The sequence below is a fragment of the Mycolicibacterium sp. ND9-15 genome, assembly GCF_035918395.1.
Classification (GTDB): Bacteria; Actinomycetota; Actinomycetes; order Mycobacteriales; family Mycobacteriaceae; genus Mycobacterium.
This window is the reverse complement of the sequence record NZ_CP142362.1, coordinates 1,231,971-1,254,135: the sequence shown is the minus strand read 5'-3', so window position 1 is coordinate 1,254,135 and position 22,165 is coordinate 1,231,971. Positions and strand designations below refer to the sequence as shown.

Below are 22,165 nucleotides of genomic sequence, written 5' to 3'. Positions count from 1 at the left end.
CTACGAAATATTCGCGTCGAAGGTGACCAACACGTAGCTGCCCAGCACCAGGGTGAACCCCGTGGCCAGCAGCAGCAGCGAGTTCAGCCAGAACTTCGTGGTGTTCTTGCGCGAGTAGTCGCCGATGATGGTGCGCAGGCCGTTCGCTCCGTGCAGTTGGGCCAGCCACAACAGCGCCATGTCCCAGATCTGCCAGAACGGCGACGCCCAGCGCTCGGCGACGTAGTTGAAGTCGATGCGGTAGACACCGTCGTCCCACATCAGCATCACGAACAGATGGCCGAGCGCGAGAAAAACAAGTGCCGCACCAGAAAACCGCATGAACAGCCAGGCGTACTTCTCGAAGTACGGGATACCGCCCGCGCGGCGCGGCGCCCGCGGGTGGTCCAGTCCGGCCGGCCGGTCGTGTTCTTTCTCCATCACCGGCGCGATCCGGCCCTCGCGGTGATGAGGCGTCCAGGATCCGCCCGGCCCGCTCACAGGAACCGCTCCGCCATGTGCATCCCGATCACGCCGAGCGCCGGGATGAAGACCGCCAGGAAGACGCCGACGACGATCCACAACATCACCCGCTGGTAGCGCGGTCCTTGCTGCCAGAAGTCGATCAGGATCACCCGGATGCCGTTCAGCGCGTGGTAGAGCACCGCGACGACGAGGCCGATCTCCATCAGCCCGATCAGCGGCGTCTTGTAGGTCTCGATGACCTCGTTGTAGGCCTGAGGGCTGACCCGCACCAGCGCGGTGTCGAGCACGTGGACGAATAAGAAGAAGAAGATCGTCGCACCGGTGATGCGGTGCAGGACCCACGACCACATCGCGGGATCGCCGCGGTAGAGGGTGCGCCTGCGCGACGGCCGCGATCGTGGAGCCGGTACCGCCGAGGCTGCGGGGGACGCCCCGGAAATCTGAGCACTCATCTTGCCTCCAACGCCTTCGGTGGACGATCGGGCTCCGGAGCTGCACCGGGCGGCAGGGGTGGCTGCCCGGCGGTCGGTCCGGTTCCCGCACTTCGCCCAAACCTCGGGGCGACTCTAAACCCACTTGTCCTGCTAAACGAACTACGGTTTAGCCGTCGACGTCTCGAATACGCCGAAGTTAGGGTCGCCTATTTCGTCTCCCGGCTTCGCGTACGGGACTTCGGAATGCATTCAGAACGGGGCCGACGAGGGTGGCATGACAACCGATATTGACTGGAATATGTTGCGGCGCAAGGCAACCGAGACATCAAGAACGGCGTATGCGCCGTATTCGGGGTTCGCGGTCGGCGCAGCGGCTCTGACCGACGACGGCAGGGTGGTGGCCGGCTGCAATGTGGAGAATGTCTCATATGGCCTAGGTCTCTGTGCGGAGTGCGCGGTGGTCTGCGATCTGCATACGACCGGCGGTGGACGTCTGATCGCACTGTCGTGCGTCGACGCGGCGGGCGAGGTGCTGATGCCCTGCGGGCGGTGCCGCCAACTGCTGCTGGAGCATGGTGGGTCGCAGATGCTGATCGATCACCCGCATGGCCCGCGGCCGCTGGGCGACCTCCTGCCCGACGCCTTCGGGCCGCAGGATCTGGCCCGCCGCGGCCGCCAGCCACACGGGGAAACTCCGTGACGCAGTTCACATTTGACGCGCCGACGGTGATCCGCGTGAAGCGCGACGGCGGGGTGCTCTCGGATGCGGCGATCGACTGGGTGATCGACGCCTACACCCACGGCCGGCTCGGCGACGAGCAGATGTCGGCGTTGCTGATGGCGATCTTCCTGCGCGGGATGACGACGGCCGAGATCGCCCGGTGGACGGCGGCCATGGTGAACTCCGGCGAACGGCTGGACTTTACAGACCTCCGTCGCGATGGCAAGCCATTGGCGTTGGTGGACAAGCACTCCACCGGTGGGGTGGGCGACAAGATCACCATTCCGCTGGTGCCCGTGGTGATGGCATGCGGCGGTGCGGTACCGCAGGCCGCGGGGCGCGGCCTCGGCCACACCGGAGGCACGCTCGACAAGCTCGAGTCCATCCCCGGGTTCACCGCCGAAATCTCGAAACACCAGATTCGGCAACAACTTTGCGATCTCGGCGCGGCGATCTTCGCCGCCGGCGAGCTGGCCCCCGCAGACCGGAAGATCTACGCGCTGCGCGACGTCACCGCGACGACGGAGTCGCTGCCGCTGATCGCGAGTTCGGTGATGAGCAAGAAGATCGCCGAGGGTACCCGCGCGCTGGTGCTCGACACCAAGGTGGGCTCGGGGGCGTTCCTGAAGACCGAAGAGGAGTCGCGGAAGCTGGCCCGCACGATGGTCGACCTGGGCGCCGCGGCCGGGCTGACGACGCGGGCGCTGTTGACCGACATGTCCACGCCGCTCGGTCGCGCGGTCGGCAACGCCGTAGAGGTGGCCGAATCGCTGGAGGTGCTCGCCGGCGGCGGCCCGCGTGACGTGGTGGAGCTGACTGTGGCGTTGGCCGCCGAGATGCTCGACGCCGCGGGCATCGACGGCGTGGACCCGGCCCAGACGCTGGAGGACGGCTCGGCGATGGACCGGTTCCGCGACCTCGTCGCCGCGCAGGGCGGTGATCTGACCGAGGCGCTGCCGGTCGGGCCTCACACCGAAACCATCACCGCACCGCGCGATGGCAGGATGGAGGCCATCGACGCGATGGCGGTGGGTCTGGCGGTGTGGCGGCTCGGTGCGGGCCGCTCCGCTCCCGGTGAGCGGGTGCAACCGGGTGCCGGGCTGTACATCCACCGGCGGGTGGGCGAGCCGGTCGGCGCCGGCGAGCCGCTGTTCACGCTCTACACCGAGACCCCCGAACGCTTCGAGGGGGCAATCGCCGAACTGGACGGCGGCTGGGCCGTCGGCGATGCCGCACCGCCGGCGCGTCCGCTGATCATCGACCGAATCACGAGCGGAGATTGAACCGGAGACAGACATGACGACGCTGACGCTGGACTCGATCACGCAGGCGCCCAAGGCGCTGTTGCACGACCACCTGGACGGCGGGCTGCGCCCGGCGACCGTCCTCGAGTTGGCGGAGGCCTCCGGTTACGACGACCTGCCCGCCTCCGACGTCGACGACCTCGCCACGTTCTTCCGCACCGCCGCGCACAGCGGATCGCTGGTGCGCTATCTGGAGCCGTTCGCCCACACAGTCGGCGTCATGCAGACGCCGGAGGCGCTGCACCGGGTGGCCTACGAGTGCGTCGAGGACCTCGCCGACGACAACGTGGTCTACGCCGAGATCCGCTTCGCGCCTGAGCTGCACATCGACAATGGCCTGTCGCTGGACGCGGTGGTCGACGCGGTGCTCGCGGGGTTCGCCGACGGCGAGAAGGCGGCCAGCGCCGAAGGGCGGGCCATCACGGTGCGATGCCTGGTCACGGCGATGCGACATCGGGCGCGGTCACTGGAGATCGCCGAATTGGCGATCCGATTCCGCGACAAGGGCGTCGTCGGGTTCGACATCGCCGGCGCGGAAGCCGGCTACCCGCCGACGCGGCACCTCGACGCGTTCGAGTACATGCGAGGCAACAACGCGCGCTTCACCATTCACGCCGGCGAGGCGTTCGGCCTACCGTCGATCCATGAGGCGATCGCGTTCTGCGGCGCCGACCGACTCGGCCACGGCGTGCGCATCGTCGACGACATCACCGTGGCGCCCGACGGCACCGCGCACTTGGGCCGACTGGCCGCGCTGTTGCGAGACAAGCGGATTCCGTTCGAGCTGTGCCCCTCGTCCAACGTGCAGACCGGCGCGGTCGCCAGCATCTCCGAGCATCCGTTCGACCTCTTGGCCCGACTGCGGTTCCGCGTCACGGTCAACACCGACAACCGATTGATGAGCGACACCACGATGAGCCAGGAGATGCTGCGACTGGTCGAGACGTTCGGCTACGGCTGGAGCGATCTGCAGCGGTTCACCATCAATGCCATGAAGTCGGCGTTCATCTCGTTCGACGAACGCCTGGGCATCATCGACGACGTGATCAAACCGCGCTACGCGGTGCTGATCGGCTGACGCCAACCCCGGCGCGAGCGTGCGCGTCTGTCGAAGACGCGCCGCGCAAAGTCATGCGGTTGCGCACGCTCGGGCGGCCGCGAGCGTGCGCAAAACGCGGCAAAACTACGGCGTGTCGTGCGCAAACGCGCACGCTCGCGGCGGAACGGGAAGTGACTATTCGGGACGGAGCCGCGACTCGACGAAAGCCTCCAACGCCTCCCACTGCTCGACGGCCTTGGCGTACGGAGGGCTCGGCGCCCGGACGGTGTCGGGTGCCAACACATGGGCGACGAGCCGGCCCAGCGGCTGGTCCGGGTCGAGTGCCGCGTCGACCGTCGTGTCCTCCGAGTAGTCGCCGACGTCCCGGAGCAATTCGACGGCGAGTTCCAACTGGTCGTGGTCCAGCGCATCGGGTCCGTCGGCAAGATCGTCGACGATGCCGGTGAGCACGTAGACGTTGTCGTCGGTGATCTCGACCTCCAGCGAACCGTCCGTCGCCGCCGTCCGGATGTCGTCGTAGGTGGGCAGGCCGGACAGATCGTGGTCATGTTCGTCGGCCAGATAGCGCGCCAGCGCCCGCTCCGAGCCGAAGACGCTGATGCGGCCGTTACGGCCGAGGAAGCGCGGCTGGTCTCCGAGATAGCAGCGCAGCGTGTAGTAGGTACCCGCGCTCGTCATCAACCGCACCGGGTCGATGCCGACCTTGTGCCAGAAGTCCTCGTCGCTGCCCAGCACCTGGCTCTGCGCCTGATCGGCCAGGATGTCGGCCTCGTCCTCGCTGGTGTCCTCGTCGCCGCCGATGTCGACCTCGTCGATCACCTCGTCCTCGGGCTCCGGAGCCGGCTCGGCCAGTTCGGCCTCCGCCTTCTTCGCGGCGTCGATGTCGACGTCGGGCGTGGTGATCACCTCGTCGAGCGCATCGACGACGTTGTCCCAGGCCCGGGCGATCACGGCCTCGATCTCGGCCCACCGTTTGCGCCCTCGGCGGCCGGAGAACGCGTCGGCCCCGCCGCCGAGCGTGCTCAGCACGGGATTGCCGTTGAAAAACCTTGTGACAGCTGGGAGTTCGCACACCGATCCGAGCGCCGAGACGATCGCCAGGGTCCGGTGCAACCGCCGCACTGCCTCGTCGCTGGCCTTCTCGGCGACGATCTCCGGCACGTCGACGACGTCGCAGTGATGATCCTCGTCCGGGTCCAGCCGGTGCGCGTTGGCCTCGGTGAGCTTGTCCCATGCGGGGTGGTCGAAAAGGTCGTTGTCCTTATTGGTCCGGACGAACGCGACCAGGTCGGCCACCGACTCGAAGCCATACAGGTCCTCGTCCTTGCCGAGGAAGGCCTCCCACTCGTCGCCGGCGTCGCGCCAGCGGGGCGCCCACAACGTGTACAGGTCACCCTTGGTCAACCCGAGCCGGACCGGCACGATCTCAGCAGCCATGCGGCACAGGATAGCCACCCGGCCTGCACGCACTTGCGCCGCGCAGGGCCAAACCGCACGGGTGGGCGTCCGACTTCGGCAGAATGTCCAGTCATGCCGACGAGGAACGGCCGCGGTATCGCGGTGGCGGGTCTACTGGGCGCCGCCGTGCTGGCGGCGGCGGTGCTGGTGCCGGGGTTGCGCATCGGCGCCACCCAGCCGTGGCTCGGAGCGCTCGTCATCGTGTTGCCCACCGCGGCGCTGCTCACGGTGACCGGCTACCGGCACTACGGTCTGACCCGCTCGCTGGCGGTGTCCTTGCTGGTGTCGGTGCTCGCGGCCGCGGTGAGCTGGGTGGTCGCGGTGTTCACGTTGGTCAAGGCCCTCAGCGGCGAAGGGGTGGGGCCGGCCTGGGCGGTGTTGCTGTTCCTCACGCCGGCGGTCTCGGTGCTGGCGCTGGGTGCGCTGGCCTTGCGCGCTGTGCCGTCGCCCCCCGAGTCGGGTCACCGATCATCGGCGCCGGAGTGACCAAAGTCCTCTTCCGACAGAATTCTGTCCCCACTGCGCGCGAACCGGCTGAGCCGGCACCTCGGGCCACGTAGCGTCGAGGGCATCCGCGCCCACGGTGACCTGGCGCGGCGGGCCGAAAGTCAAGGGCGCGAACATGAGTTCTATTCGTACGGATGACAGCCTTCGGGCGACTGATACACGCCACACCGAGCAGTGGGCGACAGATGACGTCGATGCCGTCGTCGATGCCGCGGCCAGCGCGGCGCGCGAATTCCGGACCTTCGACCAAGAGCAGGTCGACGCGATAGTCGAGGCCATGGTGCGCGCCGGACTGCGGGCGGCCGCCGAGTTGGCCGCGGTGGCGATCGACGAGACGGGCTTCGGCGTGTTCGAGGACAAGGTCGTCAAGAACTACGTCGCCACCGAATTCCTGCACGACTACCTCCGCGACAAGCGATCGGTCGGCGTCATCGACGAGGATGTCGAGAACAACATCCGCTATGTCGCCGAGCCGATCGGGGTGGTGCTGGCCATCACCCCGGTGACGAACCCGACCTCGACGGTGCTGTTCAAGGCGATCGTGGCCGCCAAGACGCGCAACGCCATGCTGTTCCGCCCGTCGCCGTACGCGGTGCGCTCATGCGTGCGCAGCATCGAGATTTTGCGAGAAGCCGCTGAAGCGGCGGGGATGCCGGCGGGCACGCTGCAGGTCCTCCCGGACGCCGCGCACGAGGTGACCCACTACCTGTTCAAGCATCCGAAGGTCGACTTCGTCTGGGTGACCGGTGGGCCCAAGATCGTCGCGCTCGCCAACGCGTCCGGGAAGCCGGGCGTCAGCGTGGGCCCGGGCAACGCGCCGATCTACATCCACAAGACGGCCGACATCAAGGGCGCCGTCGTCGACATGCTCATCTCGAAGACCTTCGACTCGTCGGTCATCTGCCCGGCCGAGCAGACCTGCATCATCGACGACGAGATCTACGACGAGGTGGTCGCGGAGTTCGAGCGGATGGGCGCTCGCCTGCTGACCGACGAGGAAGCCGGCAAGATCGCCGAGTTCGCGTTCGGCTGTGGCGACAAGGTCTCGCTGGACGCGGTGGGGCAGAGGGCCTCCGAACTGGCCGCCCGTGCCGGTTTCACCGTGTCGCCGACCGTGAAGGTGTTGCTGGCGCCGCTGCCGTCGGACCTCGACGAACTCGCCGCGCATCCGTTGGTGTCCGAGAAGCTGATGCCGGTGCTGGGGTTGGTGCGTGCGCGCGACGTCCAGCACGGCATCGACGCGGCAGTGCTGGTCACCGAACACGGCGGGCTGGGACACACGTCGGCGATCTACGCCAACGACGACGACGTTGTCGAACGGTACGGCCTGGCGGTGCGCACGGGACGCATCCTGGTCAACGCGCCCACCGCGGTCGGCGCGCTCGGCGGCATCTACAACAACCTGACGCCGACGTTCTCGCTGGGGTGCGGCACCTGGGGCGGATCGAGTACCACCGAGAACGTCAACTACCGGCAGTTGCTGAACATCAAGACCGTGGCGCAGCGACGGACGCCGCCGCAGTGGTTCCGGGTGCCGTCCAACACGTACTTCAACGAGGGGGCGCTGGACAATCTGCGCGATCTGGACTGCGAGACGGTCGTGGTGGTCACCGACGCGCTGAGCGAGGAGCGTGGCGTGGTGGATCAAGTGCGCGGCAAACTGCGTACCCATCACGTGCAGGTGTTCAGCGAGGTGACCCCGGAGCCGGACGAGGCGACGATCCGGCGCGGCGTGGCGTTGATGCAGCGGACCGAGCCCGACGTGCTGATCGCCATCGGCGGCGGGTCGGTGCTCGATGCGGCGAAGGCGATGCGGTTGTTCTACGAGCATCCGGAAAAGAGCCTGGACGAGCTGACGATGCCGTTCCTGGACCCCCGCAAGCGGGTGGCCGAGTTCCCGACCGATCGGCACCTGCTCGAATTGGTCGCGATTCCAACGACGTCGGGAACCGGTTCGGAGGTATCGCCCGCTGCTGTGCTGACCGTTGGCGGCCGTAAAGAAACGTTGGTCGACTACAGTTTGGTGCCAGATTTGGCCATCATCGACCCGGTGCTGACGTCGTCCATGCCGCCCACCCTGACCGCCGACACGGGCGTCGACGCATTGACCCATGCCCTGGAAGCGGTGATCTCGATCTTCGCCTCGTCGTACACGGATGCGTTGTGCGCCCAGGCGGTACGGCTGATCTTCAGCGCGCTGCCCCGGGCGTACGCCGACCCGGACGACATGTCGGCGCGCACCGACATGTCGAACGCGGCGACGCTGGCAGGGTTGGCGTTCTCGAACGCGTTCGTCGGCACCAACCATGCGCTGGCGCACGCCGTCGGCGCGCGATTCGGTATCGCACACGGCCGGGCCAACGGCATCTTCCTGCCGCATGTGCTGCGCTACAACTCCAGCCTGCCGAGCAAGTTCATGCCGGCGCCCGGATACTCGGCGTACGTGGTGCCCGAGAAGTACGCCCAGCTCGGCCAGCTCGTCTTCGGTGGCCACGACCCCGAGGACTGCCGGCAGCGATTGTTCCGCGGCGTCGAAGAGCTGATCGATCGGCTCGACATGCCGCGCTCGCTGAAGGAATACGGCGTGCCCGAAAACGAATTCTCCGCGGCGCTACCGGAACTCGCGATGGCCGCGTTCGAGGATCTGAGCAACCGCACCAACCCGCGAATGCCGCTTGTCAGCGAGATCACCACCTTGCTGCAGCTCGGTTACTCCGGCGATACGACGGCTTAGCTCATGGCCGGTCACGGTGGGGGCCGCGCCTATCCGCTGGGTGCTCATCGTGTCGACGGCGGGACCAACTTCTCGGTGTGGTCGCGCACCGCGGCGGGGCTGGATCTGCTGTTGTTCGACGACGTGGACGACGCGCATCCCGCGCGGGTGATCCCGCTCGACCGCCAGCAGAACCGGACGGCCTACTACTGGCATGTTTTCGTCCCCGATGTCGGCCCGGGACAGGTCTACGCCTGGCGTGTCCACGACACGTCGGCGGTTCTGCTCGACCCGTACGGGGTGGCGGTGGCGGTGCCGACGAAATATGACCGCATGGCAGGGACACGCGCACAACGGGATTCGCGCACCGCGATGAAGAGCGTGGTGGCCGATCTCGACGGGTACGACTGGGAAGGCGACGCCCCGCTGGGGCGGCCGTTCGCCCGCACCGTCATCTACGAACTGCACGTCCGGGGCTTTACGGCCCACCCGAACAGCGGGCTGTCGCCCCGGTTGGCCGGTACCTACGCCGGACTGGTGGCCAAGATCCCGTATCTGCGCTCGCTGGGAATCACCGCGGTGGAACTGATGCCGGTGCAGGCGTTCGATCCGCAGGACGCACCACCTGGACTGGTCAACTACTGGGGCTACAGCCCGGTGTCGTTCTTCGCCCCGCATGCCGCGTACGCGTCATGCCGCGACCCGGTCGGTGCGTTGGACGAATTCCGGGACATGGTCAAGCAGTTGCACCGGGCCGGCATCGAGGTGATCCTCGACGTCGTGTTCAACCACACCGCCGAGGGTGGGGTGGAGGGGCGGACATTCTGCTGGCGAGGCCTGGACAAGCAGACCTATTACCTTCTGGATCCGACGGATTCGTCAAGATATCTCGATGCCACGGGATGTGGAAACACCGTCAACGCAAACCACTCGGTGGTGCGCCGGATGATCATCGACGCACTGCACCACTGGGTGGGCCGGATGCACGTGGATGGGTTCCGGTTCGACCTGGCGTCGGCGCTGACCCGCGACCAGCACGGCGTTCCGATGGCTGACCCGCCGCTCATCTGGGAGATCGAGAACGACCCGATGCTGGTTGGCACCAAGGTGATCGCGGAGGCCTGGGATGTCGCCGGCCTGTATCAGCTCGGATCGTTCGTCGGGGATCGGTGGCGCGAGTGGAACGGCAAGTTCCGCGACGATATTCGCCGGTTCTCGCGCGGCGACCCGGGCACCGTCGCGTTGCTGCCGAACCGACTGCTCGGCAGCCCGGACCTGTTCGAGCGTCGCCCGGCCGAGGTCGAACACAGCATCAACTTCGTCGCCTGCCACGACGGTTTCACCCTCAACGACCTCGTCAGCTATGCCCGAAAACACAACGAGGCCAACCTCGGCCAGAACAGAGACGGCGCTGACGACAATCACTCGACCAATTGCGGAATCGAAGGACCGTCCGACGATCCAGAGATCGAGCGCCTTCGAACCCGCCTGGTGAAGGGCATGCTGGGAATCACGCTGATCGCCGTGGGTGTGCCGATGATCTTGATGGGCGACGAAGTCCGGCGAACGCAGCGGGGCAACAACAATCCCTACTGCCAGGACAACGAAATCAGCTGGTTCGACTGGTCGCTGACGGATCGGTACGCCGACATCCGCCGATTCGTCGAGACGCTGATCGACGTGCGGCTCGAGCTCGACATGACGCGCGTGGTGCACGGGCTGCCGCTGCGGGAGTTCCTGACCCAATCGTTGGTGCAGTTCCACGGCCCGTCGCACGTATCAGCCGGACTGGTCGGAGGATTCGCAGGTGTTGGCGCTCACTGTGCGCAGCGTGGTCGGGACGCGGATGGTGCACGCGATGCTGAACAGCTCCGAGGCGCCCGTGGAGTTCGAGCTGCCTCCGGTGGAACTGCCGTGGCGACGGCTCGCCGACACCGGACTCGATCCCCCCGACGATGTCGCCGATCTCGCTAGCGGACAACCGATTACAGCATCGACGTATCGGGTCGGCGCACACTCGGTGGTGCTGTTGTGCGCCGACCTGCGCGACGGCTGACGCGGCCGCCTCCGGGCCGGGGAACTCGGAGATAGATGAACGCGCGGGTATGGGGCTAGGTGTATCATAGGTGTACGCTAGGTGTATGACACGGACCAACATCGACCTCGACGACAAGCTCGTCGCAGAGGTGATGCGCCGATTCGGAGTGGCGACAAAAAAGGACGCCGTCGACCTGGCCCTGCGCCGATTGGTCGGTGCGCCGCTGACCCGCGAATTCGTGCTCGGATTGGAAGGAATCGGCTGGGAAGGTGATCTCGAGGAAATGCGCACCGACCGGCCCGCCGACATTTCATGATTCTGGTGGACACCTCGGTATGGGTTGAATACCTCCGCGCCACCGGATCCACGGCAGCCGTGCGGCTGCGCCATCTGCTCGACGGCGAACTCGGTCAGATCGCGATGTGTGAGCCGGTGGCGATGGAGATCCTGGCCGGCGCGGCCGATGCGCACTTGGCGAAACTCGAGCGGCTGGTCAATGGATTGCCGTCGCTGCGCGTCGAGGACGCGGTTGACTTTCGTCTCGCCGCTCAGATGTATCGCGCGGCTCGCCGCTCCGGCCACACGATTCGCAGCATCAACGACTGTCTGATCGCTGCGGTTGCAATGCGACACGGCGCACAGCTCATGCACCGCGACGCCGACTTCGAGGTCATCGCACAGATGACGAGTCTGGCGGCGATATCACTGCGGTAGGCCGATGCAATTACGAACGCGATCCACGATGGTCGCTGCTGTCAGCAGCCGGTCGGTAAACCATTCGAAACTCGGGATCGAACAACTGCCGATCTGATCCTGTACCACACCAAGGCATACCCCTCTGTCTAGGCGAATCACGTTGTGCGGCAACGTCATTCAGGCATACGGCGGCGCTGGTCGAGCAAGACTTTCCCCTCGGTACTAGGGTCGGGCAATCGCACGGCGTGGACTTTACGAAGCCCAGCAGTTAGTTCGGTTCCTCAACCACTGATGGTCTGCCTTGAGCCGGAGTGGCAAATCAGCCCGCCGGCGCGGCAACCTAGGGCAGGCTGTAGCAATGACGGAAGCCACCGACATCGTCGCCGCGGTGGCCGCCCTGAGCGAGGTGCTGGCACGCACGACGTTCCCGCTGCCGGCGCCGTCGGCGTGGCCGGCCGAACGGGACCGCCGCGAGTTGACCGGACAGCTGGCGGACTACTTGATTCCCCGGCTGCGCAGTATCGATGCCCCACTGCTGGCGGTGGTCGGCGGGTCGACGGGCGCCGGGAAATCGACCTTGATCAATTCCCTGGTCGGCACCGACGTGAGCCCGGCCGGTGTGCTGCGGCCGACCACCCGGGGCCCGGTGATCGTGTGTCACCCCTCGGACCTGATGTGGTTCACCGACGACCGAATCCTGCCGCAACTGCCGCGCTCGTCGGGGCCGGACGGTCTGCGGTTGGCGACCAACCCGGGCATCGGCCCCGGACTTGCGCTGCTCGACGCCCCGGACATCGACAGCGTCGTGAGCACCAATCGCGAACTCGCGGCCACCCTGCTGGCGGCCGCCGACCTGTGGATCTTTTTGACGACCGCGGCCCGGTACGCCGACGCCGTGCCCTGGCAGATGCTCCACACCGCCCGGGACCGGGGTACGGCGATCGCCATCGTGCTCGACCGCTGCCCGCCCGAGGCGGTCAAGGATGTGGGCGCGCACCTCTCGGACATGCTCGCGGCGAACGGACTGGGCGGCGCGCCGCTGTTCGTCGTGCCCGAGCAGTCGCTTCGCGCGGGACTGTTGCGGGAGAAGACGATTGCGCCCATCCGGTCGTGGCTGGCAAGCCTCACCGCCGATGCCGAGCAGCGGGCCGCGGTAGTGCGCTACACGCTGGACGGGGCGCTCCGGAGCCTCGCGCCTCGGGCGTACGCGCTGGCCGACGCGGCCGACGAACAATCCGCGGTGCGCAAGCAGTTGGAGTCCTGCGTCTCTTCGGCCTACGGCGATGCCCTTTCGCGGGTGGACGAGGCGGTCCGTGACGGGGCGTTGCTGCGGGGCGAGGTCCTGGCCCGCTGGCAGGACGTGGTCGGGACGGGCGAGTTTCTGCGCAAACTCGAGTCGCGTGTCGGCAGGATCCGCGACCGTGTGGTGGCCGCGGTGAGCGGGCGGCCGGGCCCGGTGGAGGAACTCGGGACCGCGCTGGAATCCGGGATCGCGACGGTCGTGCAGGCCGCCGTCGAAGAGGCCGCGGAGTCGGCGTACGGCTGCTGGGCGCGGCACCAGGCGGGTGAGCCGCTGCTGACCGACGAGCTGGCCCGGCCCGCCGCCGGCTTGCCCGAAGCAACCGAGCGGCTGGTCCGCGACTGGCAGGAGTTCGTGCTCGAGCTGGTCCGTACCGAGGGCGCGTCGAAGCGGTCGGGCGCACGACTGGCCTCCTACGGCGTCAACGGTGCCGGGCTGGTCGTGATGCTTGCGGTGTTCAGCCAGACGGCCGGTTTGACCGGCGCCGAGATCGCTGTGGCCGGCGGCACGTCGGTGGCCGGCCAAAAGGTGCTGGAGGCGATCTTCGGCGAGCAGGCGGTCCGCGGCCTGGCCCGGCGGGCCCGCGACGACCTGCTGGCTCGGGTCGAGGACCTGTTGGGTCAAGACAGTGGCCGCTACACCGACGTGCTGGGGTCGGCGGCGTCGTTGGTTTCCGGCGATGAGCTGCGAGCGGCGGCGAATTCCGTTGCGGCGGTGTTGCGATGAGCCTCGCCGCTCGGCTCGGTGCGCTGACTTCGGTGGCCGAGCTCGGGGCCGGTCGGCTGCCCGACGATGTGCTCACCGAGTTGCGCGCGCTGGACGAACGGGCCGGGACCCGGCTGCGGCTGTCCGGGGAGTACACCGTTGTGGCGCTGGCAGGGGCGACCGGGAGCGGGAAGTCGTCGTTGTTCAACGCCGTTGTCGGGGAGCAGCTGGCCACCGTCGGCATCCGCCGGCCGACGACGTCGGCCAGCCAGGCGGTTGTGTTCGGACCATCCGGCGCCACCGAACTGCTGGACTGGCTCCAGATAGGGAACCGGCAGTACAGGGCGGAGCCGTACGCTCCGGAGTTGTCCGGTCTTGTGCTGCTCGACCTGCCCGACCACGACTCCACCGAGCTGTCCCATCGAGCCGAAGTCGACAGGCTGGTTCGGCTCGTCGACGCCTTCGTCTGGGTACTCGACCCGCAGAAGTACGCAGACGCGGTGCTGCACGACTCCTATCTGCGGCCGCTGTCGGCGCATCGCGAAGTGATGGCGGTGGTGCTCAACCAGTCGGATCGGCTGTCCGTGCCCGACGTGGATTCCTGTGTACGCGACCTCCACCGGCTGCTGGCCCAGGACGGACTGGCCGGCGTGCCCGTGTTGACGACCTCGGCGGTGACGCCGGACGGGGCAGCGCCGCTGCACGAGTTCCTGGCGTCGACGGTCGCCGACCACCGCGCTCGGACTGCGCGGGTGAGCGCAGATCTGGACAGCATCGCCGCTCGGCTGACACCGCTGGTCCCGAGGCGCCGATCCGAACCCGCACTGCGGGACGCGCAGCGACGGCTGCAGGGCGCGCTGGCGGCGGCGGCCGGAGTGCCGACAGTCGTGGCAGCCGTGGGTCGCGCCTACGATCGCCGGGGACTGGCGGCGGTCGGCTGGCCGCCGCTGAGCTGGTTGTCCAAGGTGAGACCGGATCCGTTGCGGCGGTTGGGGATAAATCGATCCGGAGCGCAAGACGAAGTGCTTCGCCGCACTTCGTTACCGTCGGCGTCTGCGGCCTCGCGTGCGGCGGTGGACAGCGCCGTCCGCTCGCTGGCCGACACCGCCTCGACCGGGCTGCCGGCACCGTGGCCACGAAAGTTGTTGGAGGCGGCGAAGTCTCGGTCGGCAGCGGTGCCCGACGCGCTGGACCGAGCCGTCGGCGGAACCAACCTCGGGATGGACCGGCCGCCGCGGTGGTGGGCGCTGGCCGGCGCGCTGCAATGGGCGCTGCTCGCCGCGGCGGTCGTGGGCGGGGCGTGGTTGGGCGTGATCGCCGTGTTGGCCTACCTGCAGATCGACGTCGATGCCCCATCGCTCGGACCGTTCGCCTGGCCGAGCGCGCTTCTCGTCGGCGGACTCGCCCTGGGATTGGTGCTTCGCGTGGTCGTGCGGCCATTCGTGGCGTTGGGCGCCGCCCGGCGCAGGCGGCGGGCGGCATCCGAACTGCGACGACGAGTCGACGCGGTGGGCCAAGACTTCGTCTTGGCGCCGTTGCGGACAGAACTGTCTGCGTACGAGCAGTTGTCCGAGGCGGTTCACGCGCTGAAAAGCTGACCCATTAGTTCGAAACAGAGGCGATGCCCTGCGCGACGAGCACCACGGCGAGCAGGCCGAGGGCAATCGACATGATGATGCGGTTGTGCTCGACGATCCGCTGTCTGGTGCTGTCGAGTGCCGCGCTGACCCGTTCGCCGCCGCGCAGCACGAACAGCGCCACCGCGACGAACGGCGAGGTGGCCAGGACCGTGAATGCGACCAGCGATGGCAGCAAGGCAAGCGTCGAGACGTGAGTCGCGGCGGCTTGGGACCCGACAGACAGCAACACCAGTGCGTTTATCGGGTTGAGCCAGACGACGCTGAGCGAGAGCAGAAAGACCGCGAGCGAGCCCATTGCGGCGATCTCGTCGAAGATACCGGGCGGCGTTCGGTTGCCTCGCTTCACAAAGCTGCCGACTGCGAAAGGGATCAGCAGCACGCCCAGTCCGATGAGAACCCATCCGGTGACGGTGTTGGTCCGTGCGACGAGTGCGTCGTTGTTCGCCGCGGCGTTGAGTATCGAGGCGCCGAGCAAAGGCAGCAGGAAGACTCCCGCCATCACCGAGGCGATGAACACGAGCGCATTTTGTCGGGCGCGTGTGGACAGCAGGACCAGCATCAGCTCGACGATGCCGGTGGGGCTCAGTGCGACGGCGACGGCGGCGGGCAGCATCGTCGCCCAGAGTTCACCCATGCCAGTGTTCGCCGGCCGCCACCCGGCGACGGTATCGCGCCGTTAGTGTTTGGCCGGCGCTGACACGGTCAAGGCATTAGTCAGCAGGCGATTCGACCGATAAGGAGACAAAGGTGAAAGCGTTGGTTTACCGCGGGCCGGGGCAGCGGGCCTGGACCGAAGCGCCGGACGTGGCCATCACGTCGCCCACCGATGCCATCGTTCGCGTGGACACCGTGACCATCTGCGGAACGGATCTGCACATCCTCAAGGGCGACGTGCCCGCGGTGAGCTCAGGACGCATCCTGGGCCACGAAGCAGTCGGCACGGTGGTCGAGGTGGGCGCGGCGGTACAGCGGGTCGCCGTCGGTGACCGGGTGCTGGTGTCGTGCGTCACCGCCTGCGGCAGCTGCCGGTACTGCCGCGAGGCCAGCTACGGGCAATGCCTCAACGGCGGCGGGTGGATCCTGGGCCACCTCATCGACGGAACGCAAGCCGAGTACGTGCGGGTGCCCTACGCCGACAACTCGACGCACAAGGTCCCCGAGGGGGTCAGCGACGAGCAGATGATCCTGCTGGCCGACATCCTGCCGACCTCCTACGAGGTGGGGGTGCTCAACGGCAAGGTGCGTCCGGGTGACGTGGTGGTGATCATCGGGGCTGGGCCGATCGGGTTGGCCGCGATCCTGACCGCGAAGCTGTACAGCCCCAGCCGCATCGTGGCCATCGACATGGCGGACTCCCGACTCGAGGCCGCCCGCAAGTTCGGCGCCGACGTCGTGGTCAACAACGGCCGCGACGACCCGCAGGCCGTGATCGCCGAGCTGACGGGCGGCCTCGGGGCAGACGTGACGATGGAAGCCGTCGGCGTGCCCGACACTTTCGAACTGGCCGTGCGACTGGTACGCGCCGGCGGTCACGTCGCCAACCTCGGCGTCCACGGGGCGCCGGCCACGCTGCACCTCGAGGACATCTGGATCAAGAACCTGACCATCACCACCGGTCTCGTCGACACCTACTCGACACCCACGTTGATCGGGCTGGTCGTCAGCAAACGACTGGACACCTCGCCGATGGTCACCCATCGATTCCGACTCGACGAGTTCGAGACCGCCTACGACGTATTCGCCGACGCCGCGAACACGGGCGCGTTGAAAGTGGTGCTCACCGCGTCCTGAGTAATCCCTGCGCCCTCAGCGTGCAAGGCGGATGAGATCATGGCCGCATGACCGACAAACTCCCTTCCGCCGGGTCGACCCCCGTCTCCGACATCACCGGCGACCCGGTGGTGCGGGTGGCCGCCGATGCAACGATTGCCGACGTTGCCGAGGCCATCATCGGCCGTGAGGTCGGCGTCGTCGTGGTCGGCGACGACGAGCGGCCTACCGCACTGGTGTCCGAGCGGGACGTGGTGCGGTTAGTGGCAGCGGGCGATGATCCGACTTCGGTGTCGGCCCTGGACGTGGCCAGCAAGAAGCTGGTGTGGTGCGGCGCCGACGCCACGGTCGACGAGGTGGCGGTCCGGATGATGGACCGTTACGTTCGGCATGTCCTGGTGGAGCGGGACGGGGAGCTGGTCGGCATCGTCTCGGCGCGCGACCTGCTCGGGGTTTACGCCGCCAGCGCGGACATCGAATCCGATTAGACGCTGCGCGCCGGGCGATCGGTGAACAGCGTCCGCAAGTAAGCGACGCTCAATCGAGCGTGAATCCATCCGGGGTGTCTTGAAAGTGGTGGCGCGTAACAACCTCTGGCGCGGCCGGTTTACCGGATCTGCGCAGGTCGTGCTGCGCGCTGTTGAACGCGGCGGGCTTCCAGTCGGCACGGATCCTGACGAGTTGATCGAGTTCCTGGTGGCCCCAGCGCATCTCCGTCTGCTGCTACTGGACCGCCCGATCGACGATGCGCTGCTTGGCTTATCGGTGCGCAACACCATCGCTGCCTACGCCGTCGGTCGCCAAAACCCCTGAAAACCCTGTCCCGCGTTGTCAGTTCGAATCGGTGACAGCTTGACCGGATCGCCTGCCTCGATCATCTGGCCGTTACCGACGATCATCGCGACGTGACCGTCCCACACGGCGAGGTCGCCGGGTCGCAGGTGGGCCGCCGCGACGGAAGCGCCGACGTCCTGCTCCTGGGCTAGCCGCGGAAGGCTCAGCCCCGCCTCCGAATACGCCCACTGCGTGAGGCCGCTGCAATCGAGGCCCACCCCAGGTGTGGTGCCGCCCCAGTCGTACGGAACCCCCAGTTGCGTCAGGGCGTGCCGAACAGCACTCGCCGCAACGGCATTCGGCGCGGTTGTCGTGCTTCCGTCCGGCAGCCGCACCGCGACCCCGTCCCCGAACGTCGCGGCGTCCGGGGCGGGAGCTCCCAGCCCGGTAAGCTCCGCGACATCGCGTGCCGCAGAAGCGAACCCGACCGAGGGGGTGGACCCGCCCGAGCCGGCGCCCAGCCCTGAGCCCATCGACGGCATCGTCGGGGCACTGAAGCCCGCCGGTGTGGTGGGGGCGGGCGCGGCGGCCGGCGCCGTCTTCGCCACGGGAAGCCCGGCGGTATGTCCGTCCAACTCGGCGCGCAACTCGTCGACCACCGCGACGGCATCGTCGAGCGAACGGCGCGCCTCGGCCACCAGCTCCTCGGCCACGCCCGGCGAGTCGAGGTATGGCTCGAGCGCGGCCGCTCGCGCCTCGAAGGCGTCGACGATGTCGCGCAGCCGCCGGTGAGCGCGTGCCACCGCCGCACCCGCAGCATCCGCCGACGCGCCGAGGCGCCCCACCCGCTCCGCCAGTTCCTCTGTGCCCGTGACCGTCGCGGAGACGAAGTCGGCCGCCGCGTCGGCGCCCGACCCGGTCCAGTTCGCGGCAGCGCGACGCCAGGCGTGGCTGGTCGACGCCGACACCTCGTAGAGCGCGTTGCGCACGTCGTTCAGGGCGGTCGTCAGGTCGGCGGCCGAGCCGGGGCCGATCAGCGACTCAAGCTCCCGCAGGGGCGCCGTCAGCCCGGCCACCAACGCGCTCGGCATCGTCAGACGCCGCTGACCCGCGAACCCGCGCGTTCATCGGCCTCGTCGTAGGCCAGCGCCGTCCGGTGGGCGGCGTCGCCGCTCGCCCATGTCCGGTCCCGCAGCGCGGCGACCCTGCGAGCCTCGTGCGCGACGGCTTCGGTCAACACCGCGATGAACGGCTGACCGACCGGGCCGAATGCGGTCTCGGCGATGGGGGCGGCCGCGAGCTTCGAGGCGAGGGCGGCGAGCTCGTCGGCATGTGCGAAGTTCGCCGCGGCCAGGGCGCGGATGGCGTCGGTATCGGCGTGCATGTGGGTAAGACGCGGCGCGACGCGCTCCGGTTCCCGTTAAGGTCGGCGCATGCATGTGCGCGTCGTCGACCACCCGCTTGCGGCCGCACGATTGACCACCTTGCGCGACGCGACCACCGACAACGCGACCTTCCGGTCCGCGCTACGCGACCTCACGCTGATGCTGGTGTACGAGGCCACCCGCGACGCCGCCGTCGAGACCGTTCCGGTGCGCACCCCGTTGGCCGAGACTACCGGCTGCCGGCTGGCTAACCCGCCGTTGCTCGTGCCCGTATTACGCGCCGGCCTTGGGATGGTCGACCAGGCGCACGTGCTGATACCCGAGGCCCGCGTCGGCTTCGTCGGTGTCGCCCGCAACGAGGAGACCCATCAACCGACGCCGTATCTGGAGTCGCTGCCCGACGACCTCAGCGCACAGCCGGTCATCGTGCTCGACCCGATGCTGGCGACCGGCGGTTCGATGGTGCACACAATCGAACTGCTGCACTCGCGAAGCGCCGTCGACATCACGGCGATCTGCGTCGTCGCCGCCCCGGAAGGCCTTGCCGCGCTGGAGAAGGCGGCACCGGACGTCCGGCTGGTCACCGCGACCATCGACAAATGTCTCAACGAGATCGCCTACATCGTGCCCGGCCTCGGCGACGCGGGGGACCGGCAGTTCGGCCCGCGCTAGAAGCGGGCGGCCAGGTCGGACACTGCGTCCTGCACGCGCCGCGTCCGTTCCCGAGCAGCCGCTACACCGGTGACGTCAGTGCAGCGAATCTCGATGTAGGACTTGACCTTTGGTTCGGTGCCTGAGGGTCGCACCACCATGCGCACCGAGATGTCGCCGTCACCGCCGACGAATATCAGCGCGTCGGTACCGTCGTGGGTCCGCAGATCGGTGACGGTCACCTCGTAGCCGGCGATGCGATCGGGAGGCGTCTCGCGCAGGCGGGTCATCACCGCGCCCGCCTCGTGAGTGTCTTCGACGGTTCGCGAAACCGCGGTCGTGGTGTGCACACCGTGGCGGCGCGCCAGGTCGTCGAGCGCATCGAGCAGTGTGTGCCCGCGGTTACGCAGTGCGGCAACGAGATCGCAGATCAACACCGCGGCGCTGATACCGTCCTTGTCGCGGACGGCCGACGGATCGACGCAGTAGCCGATCGCCTCTTCGTAGGCGTAGACCAACGTGCAACCGGGCAGATCGACGTCGGCCCGCGACAGCCACTTGAAGCCGGTGGGCGTCTCGACGTGACGGGCGCCGTGCTCGCGAGCAATCGCCGACAGCATGCGCGACGACACCAGAGAACTGGCGACCACCGTGGCTTCCGTCACCGGCCCCGGCTCGACTTGCGACAGGATGTAATCGCCGAGCAGCCAACCGGTTTCGTCGCCGGAGAGCAAGCGCCAACCGTCGGGTGCCGGAACGCCGACCGCGCACCGATCGGCGTCCGGGTCCAGTGCGATCGCTACCTCGGCGTCGACGTCGGCGGCCAATTTCAGCAGGGCGTCGACCGCCTCGGGCTCTTCCGGATTGGGCGAGGCCACCGTGGAAAAGTCGGGGTCGGGGGCGAACTGGGCCTGAACGACATGCACGTCGTTCAGGCCGGCGCGCACGAACGCGTCAAGTGCGAACTCCCCACCCACGCCGTGCAGCGGGGTGAATGCCACCCGCACCGATCCGTGGGTGTGCCGGACGCTCGCCGCGCGTTCCACGTAGCGCTGCACCTCGTCGACGCCACCGGGGGCGACGGCCTGCCTGGGGATCTCGTCGGCGTGCGGGGCATCGGCAATGGCCTTCTCGATCTCGCGGTCGGTTGGCTCGACGATCGGAAAGCCGCCACCGAAGTACACCTTGAAGCCGTTGTCCGATGGCGGGTTGTGCGAGGCGGTGATCTGGATGCCTGCCGCGGCGGGTCGGTGGCGCACAGCGAAGGCGACGATGGGGGTGGGTACGGCGGCGAAGAACAGGGTAACGGGGAAGCCTTGCGCAGCAAGCACTTCGGCGGCGGCTAGAGCGAACTCGTCGGACCCGTGCCGGGTGTCCCGGCCGACAATGACGTCCTGGCCGGCCAGGCCCCGGTCCGTGAGCACCTTGGCGACTGCCCAGCTGGCGCGCAGGACGACCGCGAGGTTCATGCCGCTGGGGCCACCGCGCAGCGGCCCGCGCAGACCTGCGGTGCCGAATGTCAAAGGCTGTGAGAATCGCCGTTCGAGCTCTTCTTGGGAGCACTCCAAGAGCTCGGCGGCGGTCTTGGGATCCGGGTCGTGCGAGATCCACTCCTGCGCGGTGCTTGTCGACGGCGACGCAGTCATGCCGCTAGTGTGCCCGGTTTGGAGTCGGCATATACCGGATCGCGTCAGCGTCAGAGCCGGGCGATGACCGCGGCGAGCAGGGCGCCCATCCGCGTCGCCGACTGACGCCCGGCGTCCAGCACCTCTTCATGGTTCAGCGGTTGCCCCGTCATCCCCGCCGCGAGGTTGGTCACCAGCGACACCCCCAGCACCTGCGCGCCCGCTTCGCGTGCGGCGATGGTCTCGTGCACGGTCGACATGCCGACCAGGTCCGCACCCAAGGTGCGCAGCATGCGGATCTCGGCGGGGGTCTCGTATTGCGGTCCCGGCAACCCGGCGTAGACGCCGTCGGACAACGACGGGTCGATTTCGCGGGCGATCCCGCGCAGCCGCGGTGAGTACGCGTCGACCATGTCGACGAACCGCGGCCCCAGCAGCGGCGACCGTCCGGTCAGGTTGAGGTGGTCGCTGATCAGCACCGGTTGGCCGACCGTGAAGTCCTCGCGCAGGCCACCGGCGGCGTTGGTCAGCACCACCGTGTGCACGCCGGTCGCGCAGGCGGCGCGAATCGGATGCACGACGTGGCGCAGGTCGTGCCCCTCGTAGGCGTGGGTCCGGCCCACGAACACCAGCACCCGGTGGCCGGCGATGGGCATCGACAGCAATCGGCCGCCGTGTCCCTCCGCGGCCGGCGGCGTGAACCCCGGCAATTCGGCGACCGGCACCACCGCGACCGGGTCGCCCAGCCGTTCGACCGCCGGCGCCCATCCCGAACCCAGGACGACGGCGACGTCGTGGCGGCTGACGCCGGTGCGGTCGCCGATCACGGTCGCCGATTCGGCGGGCAGGGCCTGCGCGTCGGTCACAGTCGGCGAGCTTATCTGTCGGAACCGGGACCCGAGGGCAGTGAGATACTGCC

Annotated in this window: 22 protein-coding genes and 1 pseudogene; 15 read left to right on the top strand and 8 right to left on the bottom strand. The window is 68.1% G+C overall.

Features of this window, described 5'->3' with window-relative positions; all coding sequences use genetic code 11:
* Both QGN32_RS06130 and sdhC read right to left on the bottom strand, forming a co-directional pair.
* A complete protein-coding gene (locus QGN32_RS06130; RefSeq protein ID WP_326548959.1) occupies window positions 1–420 on the bottom strand; it encodes a succinate dehydrogenase hydrophobic membrane anchor subunit in 420 nt (139 codons plus the stop codon).
* Window positions 421–476: 56 nt separating this feature from the next.
* Entirely contained in the window at window positions 477–917 is a 441-nt protein-coding gene (gene sdhC, locus QGN32_RS06125; RefSeq protein WP_442791786.1) for a succinate dehydrogenase, cytochrome b556 subunit, read from the bottom strand.
* Window positions 918–1,173: 256 nt separating this feature from the next.
* On the opposite strand from sdhC, the gene QGN32_RS06120 reads away from it, so the two are divergent.
* The 3 genes from QGN32_RS06120 to QGN32_RS06110 are packed head-to-tail and all read left to right on the top strand — an operon-like array spanning window position 1,174 to window position 4,002.
* Window positions 1,174–1,599: a cytidine deaminase gene (locus tag QGN32_RS06120; RefSeq protein WP_326547738.1), complete on the top strand. Its 426-nt coding sequence runs from the start codon at window positions 1,174–1,176 to the stop codon at window positions 1,597–1,599.
* The gene (locus tag QGN32_RS06115) at window positions 1,596–2,903 is read left to right on the top strand and encodes a thymidine phosphorylase (protein WP_326547737.1); all 1,308 of its coding nucleotides are present in this window, start codon (window positions 1,596–1,598) and stop codon (window positions 2,901–2,903) included. The genes QGN32_RS06120 and QGN32_RS06115 overlap by 4 nt, the downstream gene beginning before the upstream one ends.
* 13 nt (window positions 2,904–2,916) lie before the next feature.
* Window positions 2,917–4,002 carry an adenosine deaminase gene (locus QGN32_RS06110; RefSeq protein WP_326547736.1) on the top strand — a complete coding sequence of 362 codons (1,086 nt, stop codon included), beginning with the start codon at window positions 2,917–2,919 and terminating at the stop codon, window positions 4,000–4,002.
* A 156-nt stretch (window positions 4,003–4,158) separates the two neighbouring features.
* On the opposite strand, the gene satS is transcribed toward QGN32_RS06110, so the two are convergent.
* Window positions 4,159–5,421 (bottom strand): protein export chaperone SatS, encoded by a 1,263-nt coding sequence (satS, locus tag QGN32_RS06105; protein WP_326547735.1) that lies wholly within the window; start codon window positions 5,419–5,421, stop codon window positions 4,159–4,161.
* A 93-nt stretch (window positions 5,422–5,514) separates the two neighbouring features.
* Between satS and QGN32_RS06100 the strand changes: the two genes are divergently transcribed.
* From QGN32_RS06100 to QGN32_RS06065, 8 genes and pseudogenes are all read left to right on the top strand, one after another.
* A complete protein-coding gene (locus QGN32_RS06100; protein ID WP_326547734.1) occupies window positions 5,515–5,928 on the top strand; it encodes a hypothetical protein in 414 nt (137 codons plus the stop codon).
* 136 nt (window positions 5,929–6,064) lie between these two features.
* Complete coding sequence (gene adhE, locus QGN32_RS06095) at window positions 6,065–8,683, top strand: bifunctional acetaldehyde-CoA/alcohol dehydrogenase (protein ID WP_326547733.1); 2,619 nt, start codon at window positions 6,065–6,067, stop codon at window positions 8,681–8,683.
* Between the two features lie 3 nt (window positions 8,684–8,686).
* Window positions 8,687–9,403 (top strand): annotated as a pseudogene (locus QGN32_RS06090) (glycogen debranching enzyme); the annotation flags it as partial.
* Between the two features lie 1,066 nt (window positions 9,404–10,469).
* Window positions 10,470–10,718 carry a hypothetical protein gene (locus QGN32_RS06085; RefSeq protein ID WP_326547732.1) on the top strand — a complete coding sequence of 83 codons (249 nt, stop codon included), beginning with the start codon at window positions 10,470–10,472 and terminating at the stop codon, window positions 10,716–10,718.
* Window positions 10,719–10,803: 85 nt separating this feature from the next.
* Window positions 10,804–11,016 (top strand): type II toxin-antitoxin system VapB family antitoxin, encoded by a 213-nt coding sequence (locus QGN32_RS06080; protein ID WP_326547731.1) that lies wholly within the window; start codon window positions 10,804–10,806, stop codon window positions 11,014–11,016.
* Window positions 11,013–11,414, top strand: coding sequence for a type II toxin-antitoxin system VapC family toxin (vapC, locus tag QGN32_RS06075; RefSeq protein ID WP_326547730.1), 402 nt, complete (start codon window positions 11,013–11,015; stop codon window positions 11,412–11,414). Before QGN32_RS06080 ends, vapC begins: the two co-directional genes overlap by 4 nt.
* Window positions 11,415–11,754: 340 nt before the next feature.
* Window positions 11,755–13,422 (top strand): dynamin family protein, encoded by a 1,668-nt coding sequence (locus QGN32_RS06070; RefSeq protein WP_326547729.1) that lies wholly within the window; start codon window positions 11,755–11,757, stop codon window positions 13,420–13,422.
* A complete protein-coding gene (locus QGN32_RS06065) occupies window positions 13,419–14,999 on the top strand; it encodes a GTPase (protein ID WP_326547728.1) in 1,581 nt (526 codons plus the stop codon). Before QGN32_RS06070 ends, QGN32_RS06065 begins: the two co-directional genes overlap by 4 nt.
* A gap of 4 nt (window positions 15,000–15,003) precedes the next feature.
* Here QGN32_RS06065 and QGN32_RS06060 read toward each other — a convergent pair whose 3' ends face one another.
* Complete coding sequence (locus tag QGN32_RS06060; RefSeq protein WP_326547727.1) at window positions 15,004–15,675, bottom strand: GAP family protein; 672 nt, start codon at window positions 15,673–15,675, stop codon at window positions 15,004–15,006.
* 113 nt (window positions 15,676–15,788) lie between these two features.
* Here QGN32_RS06060 and QGN32_RS06055 point away from each other — a divergent pair, with 113 nt between their 5' ends.
* The 3 genes from QGN32_RS06055 (at window position 15,789) to QGN32_RS06045 (ending at window position 17,624) form a co-directional block, all read left to right on the top strand.
* Entirely contained in the window at window positions 15,789–16,832 is a 1,044-nt protein-coding gene (locus tag QGN32_RS06055) for a zinc-dependent alcohol dehydrogenase family protein (protein WP_326547726.1), read from the top strand.
* A 47-nt stretch (window positions 16,833–16,879) separates the two neighbouring features.
* Window positions 16,880–17,299 (top strand): CBS domain-containing protein, encoded by a 420-nt coding sequence (locus tag QGN32_RS06050; protein ID WP_326547725.1) that lies wholly within the window; start codon window positions 16,880–16,882, stop codon window positions 17,297–17,299.
* A gap of 85 nt (window positions 17,300–17,384) precedes the next feature.
* A complete protein-coding gene (locus QGN32_RS06045) occupies window positions 17,385–17,624 on the top strand; it encodes a TetR-like C-terminal domain-containing protein (RefSeq protein WP_326548957.1) in 240 nt (79 codons plus the stop codon).
* On the opposite strand, the gene QGN32_RS06040 is transcribed toward QGN32_RS06045, so the two are convergent.
* Window positions 17,597–18,676 (bottom strand): C40 family peptidase, encoded by a 1,080-nt coding sequence (locus QGN32_RS06040; protein ID WP_326547724.1) that lies wholly within the window; start codon window positions 18,674–18,676, stop codon window positions 17,597–17,599. The genes QGN32_RS06045 and QGN32_RS06040 overlap by 28 nt on opposite strands.
* 2 nt (window positions 18,677–18,678) lie before the next feature.
* A complete protein-coding gene (locus QGN32_RS06035; RefSeq protein WP_326547723.1) occupies window positions 18,679–18,969 on the bottom strand; it encodes a type VII secretion target in 291 nt (96 codons plus the stop codon).
* Between the two features lie 49 nt (window positions 18,970–19,018).
* On the opposite strand from QGN32_RS06035, the gene upp reads away from it, so the two are divergent.
* Window positions 19,019–19,642 carry a uracil phosphoribosyltransferase gene (gene upp, locus QGN32_RS06030; RefSeq protein WP_326547722.1) on the top strand — a complete coding sequence of 208 codons (624 nt, stop codon included), beginning with the start codon at window positions 19,019–19,021 and terminating at the stop codon, window positions 19,640–19,642.
* On the opposite strand, the gene QGN32_RS06025 is transcribed toward upp, so the two are convergent.
* A complete protein-coding gene (locus QGN32_RS06025) occupies window positions 19,639–21,267 on the bottom strand; it encodes a phospho-sugar mutase (RefSeq protein WP_326547721.1) in 1,629 nt (542 codons plus the stop codon). The genes upp and QGN32_RS06025 overlap by 4 nt on opposite strands.
* Before the next feature lie 50 nt (window positions 21,268–21,317).
* Window positions 21,318–22,112, bottom strand: coding sequence for a purine-nucleoside phosphorylase (locus QGN32_RS06020; RefSeq protein WP_326547720.1), 795 nt, complete (start codon window positions 22,110–22,112; stop codon window positions 21,318–21,320).
* Between the last annotated feature and the right edge of the window lie 53 nt (window positions 22,113–22,165).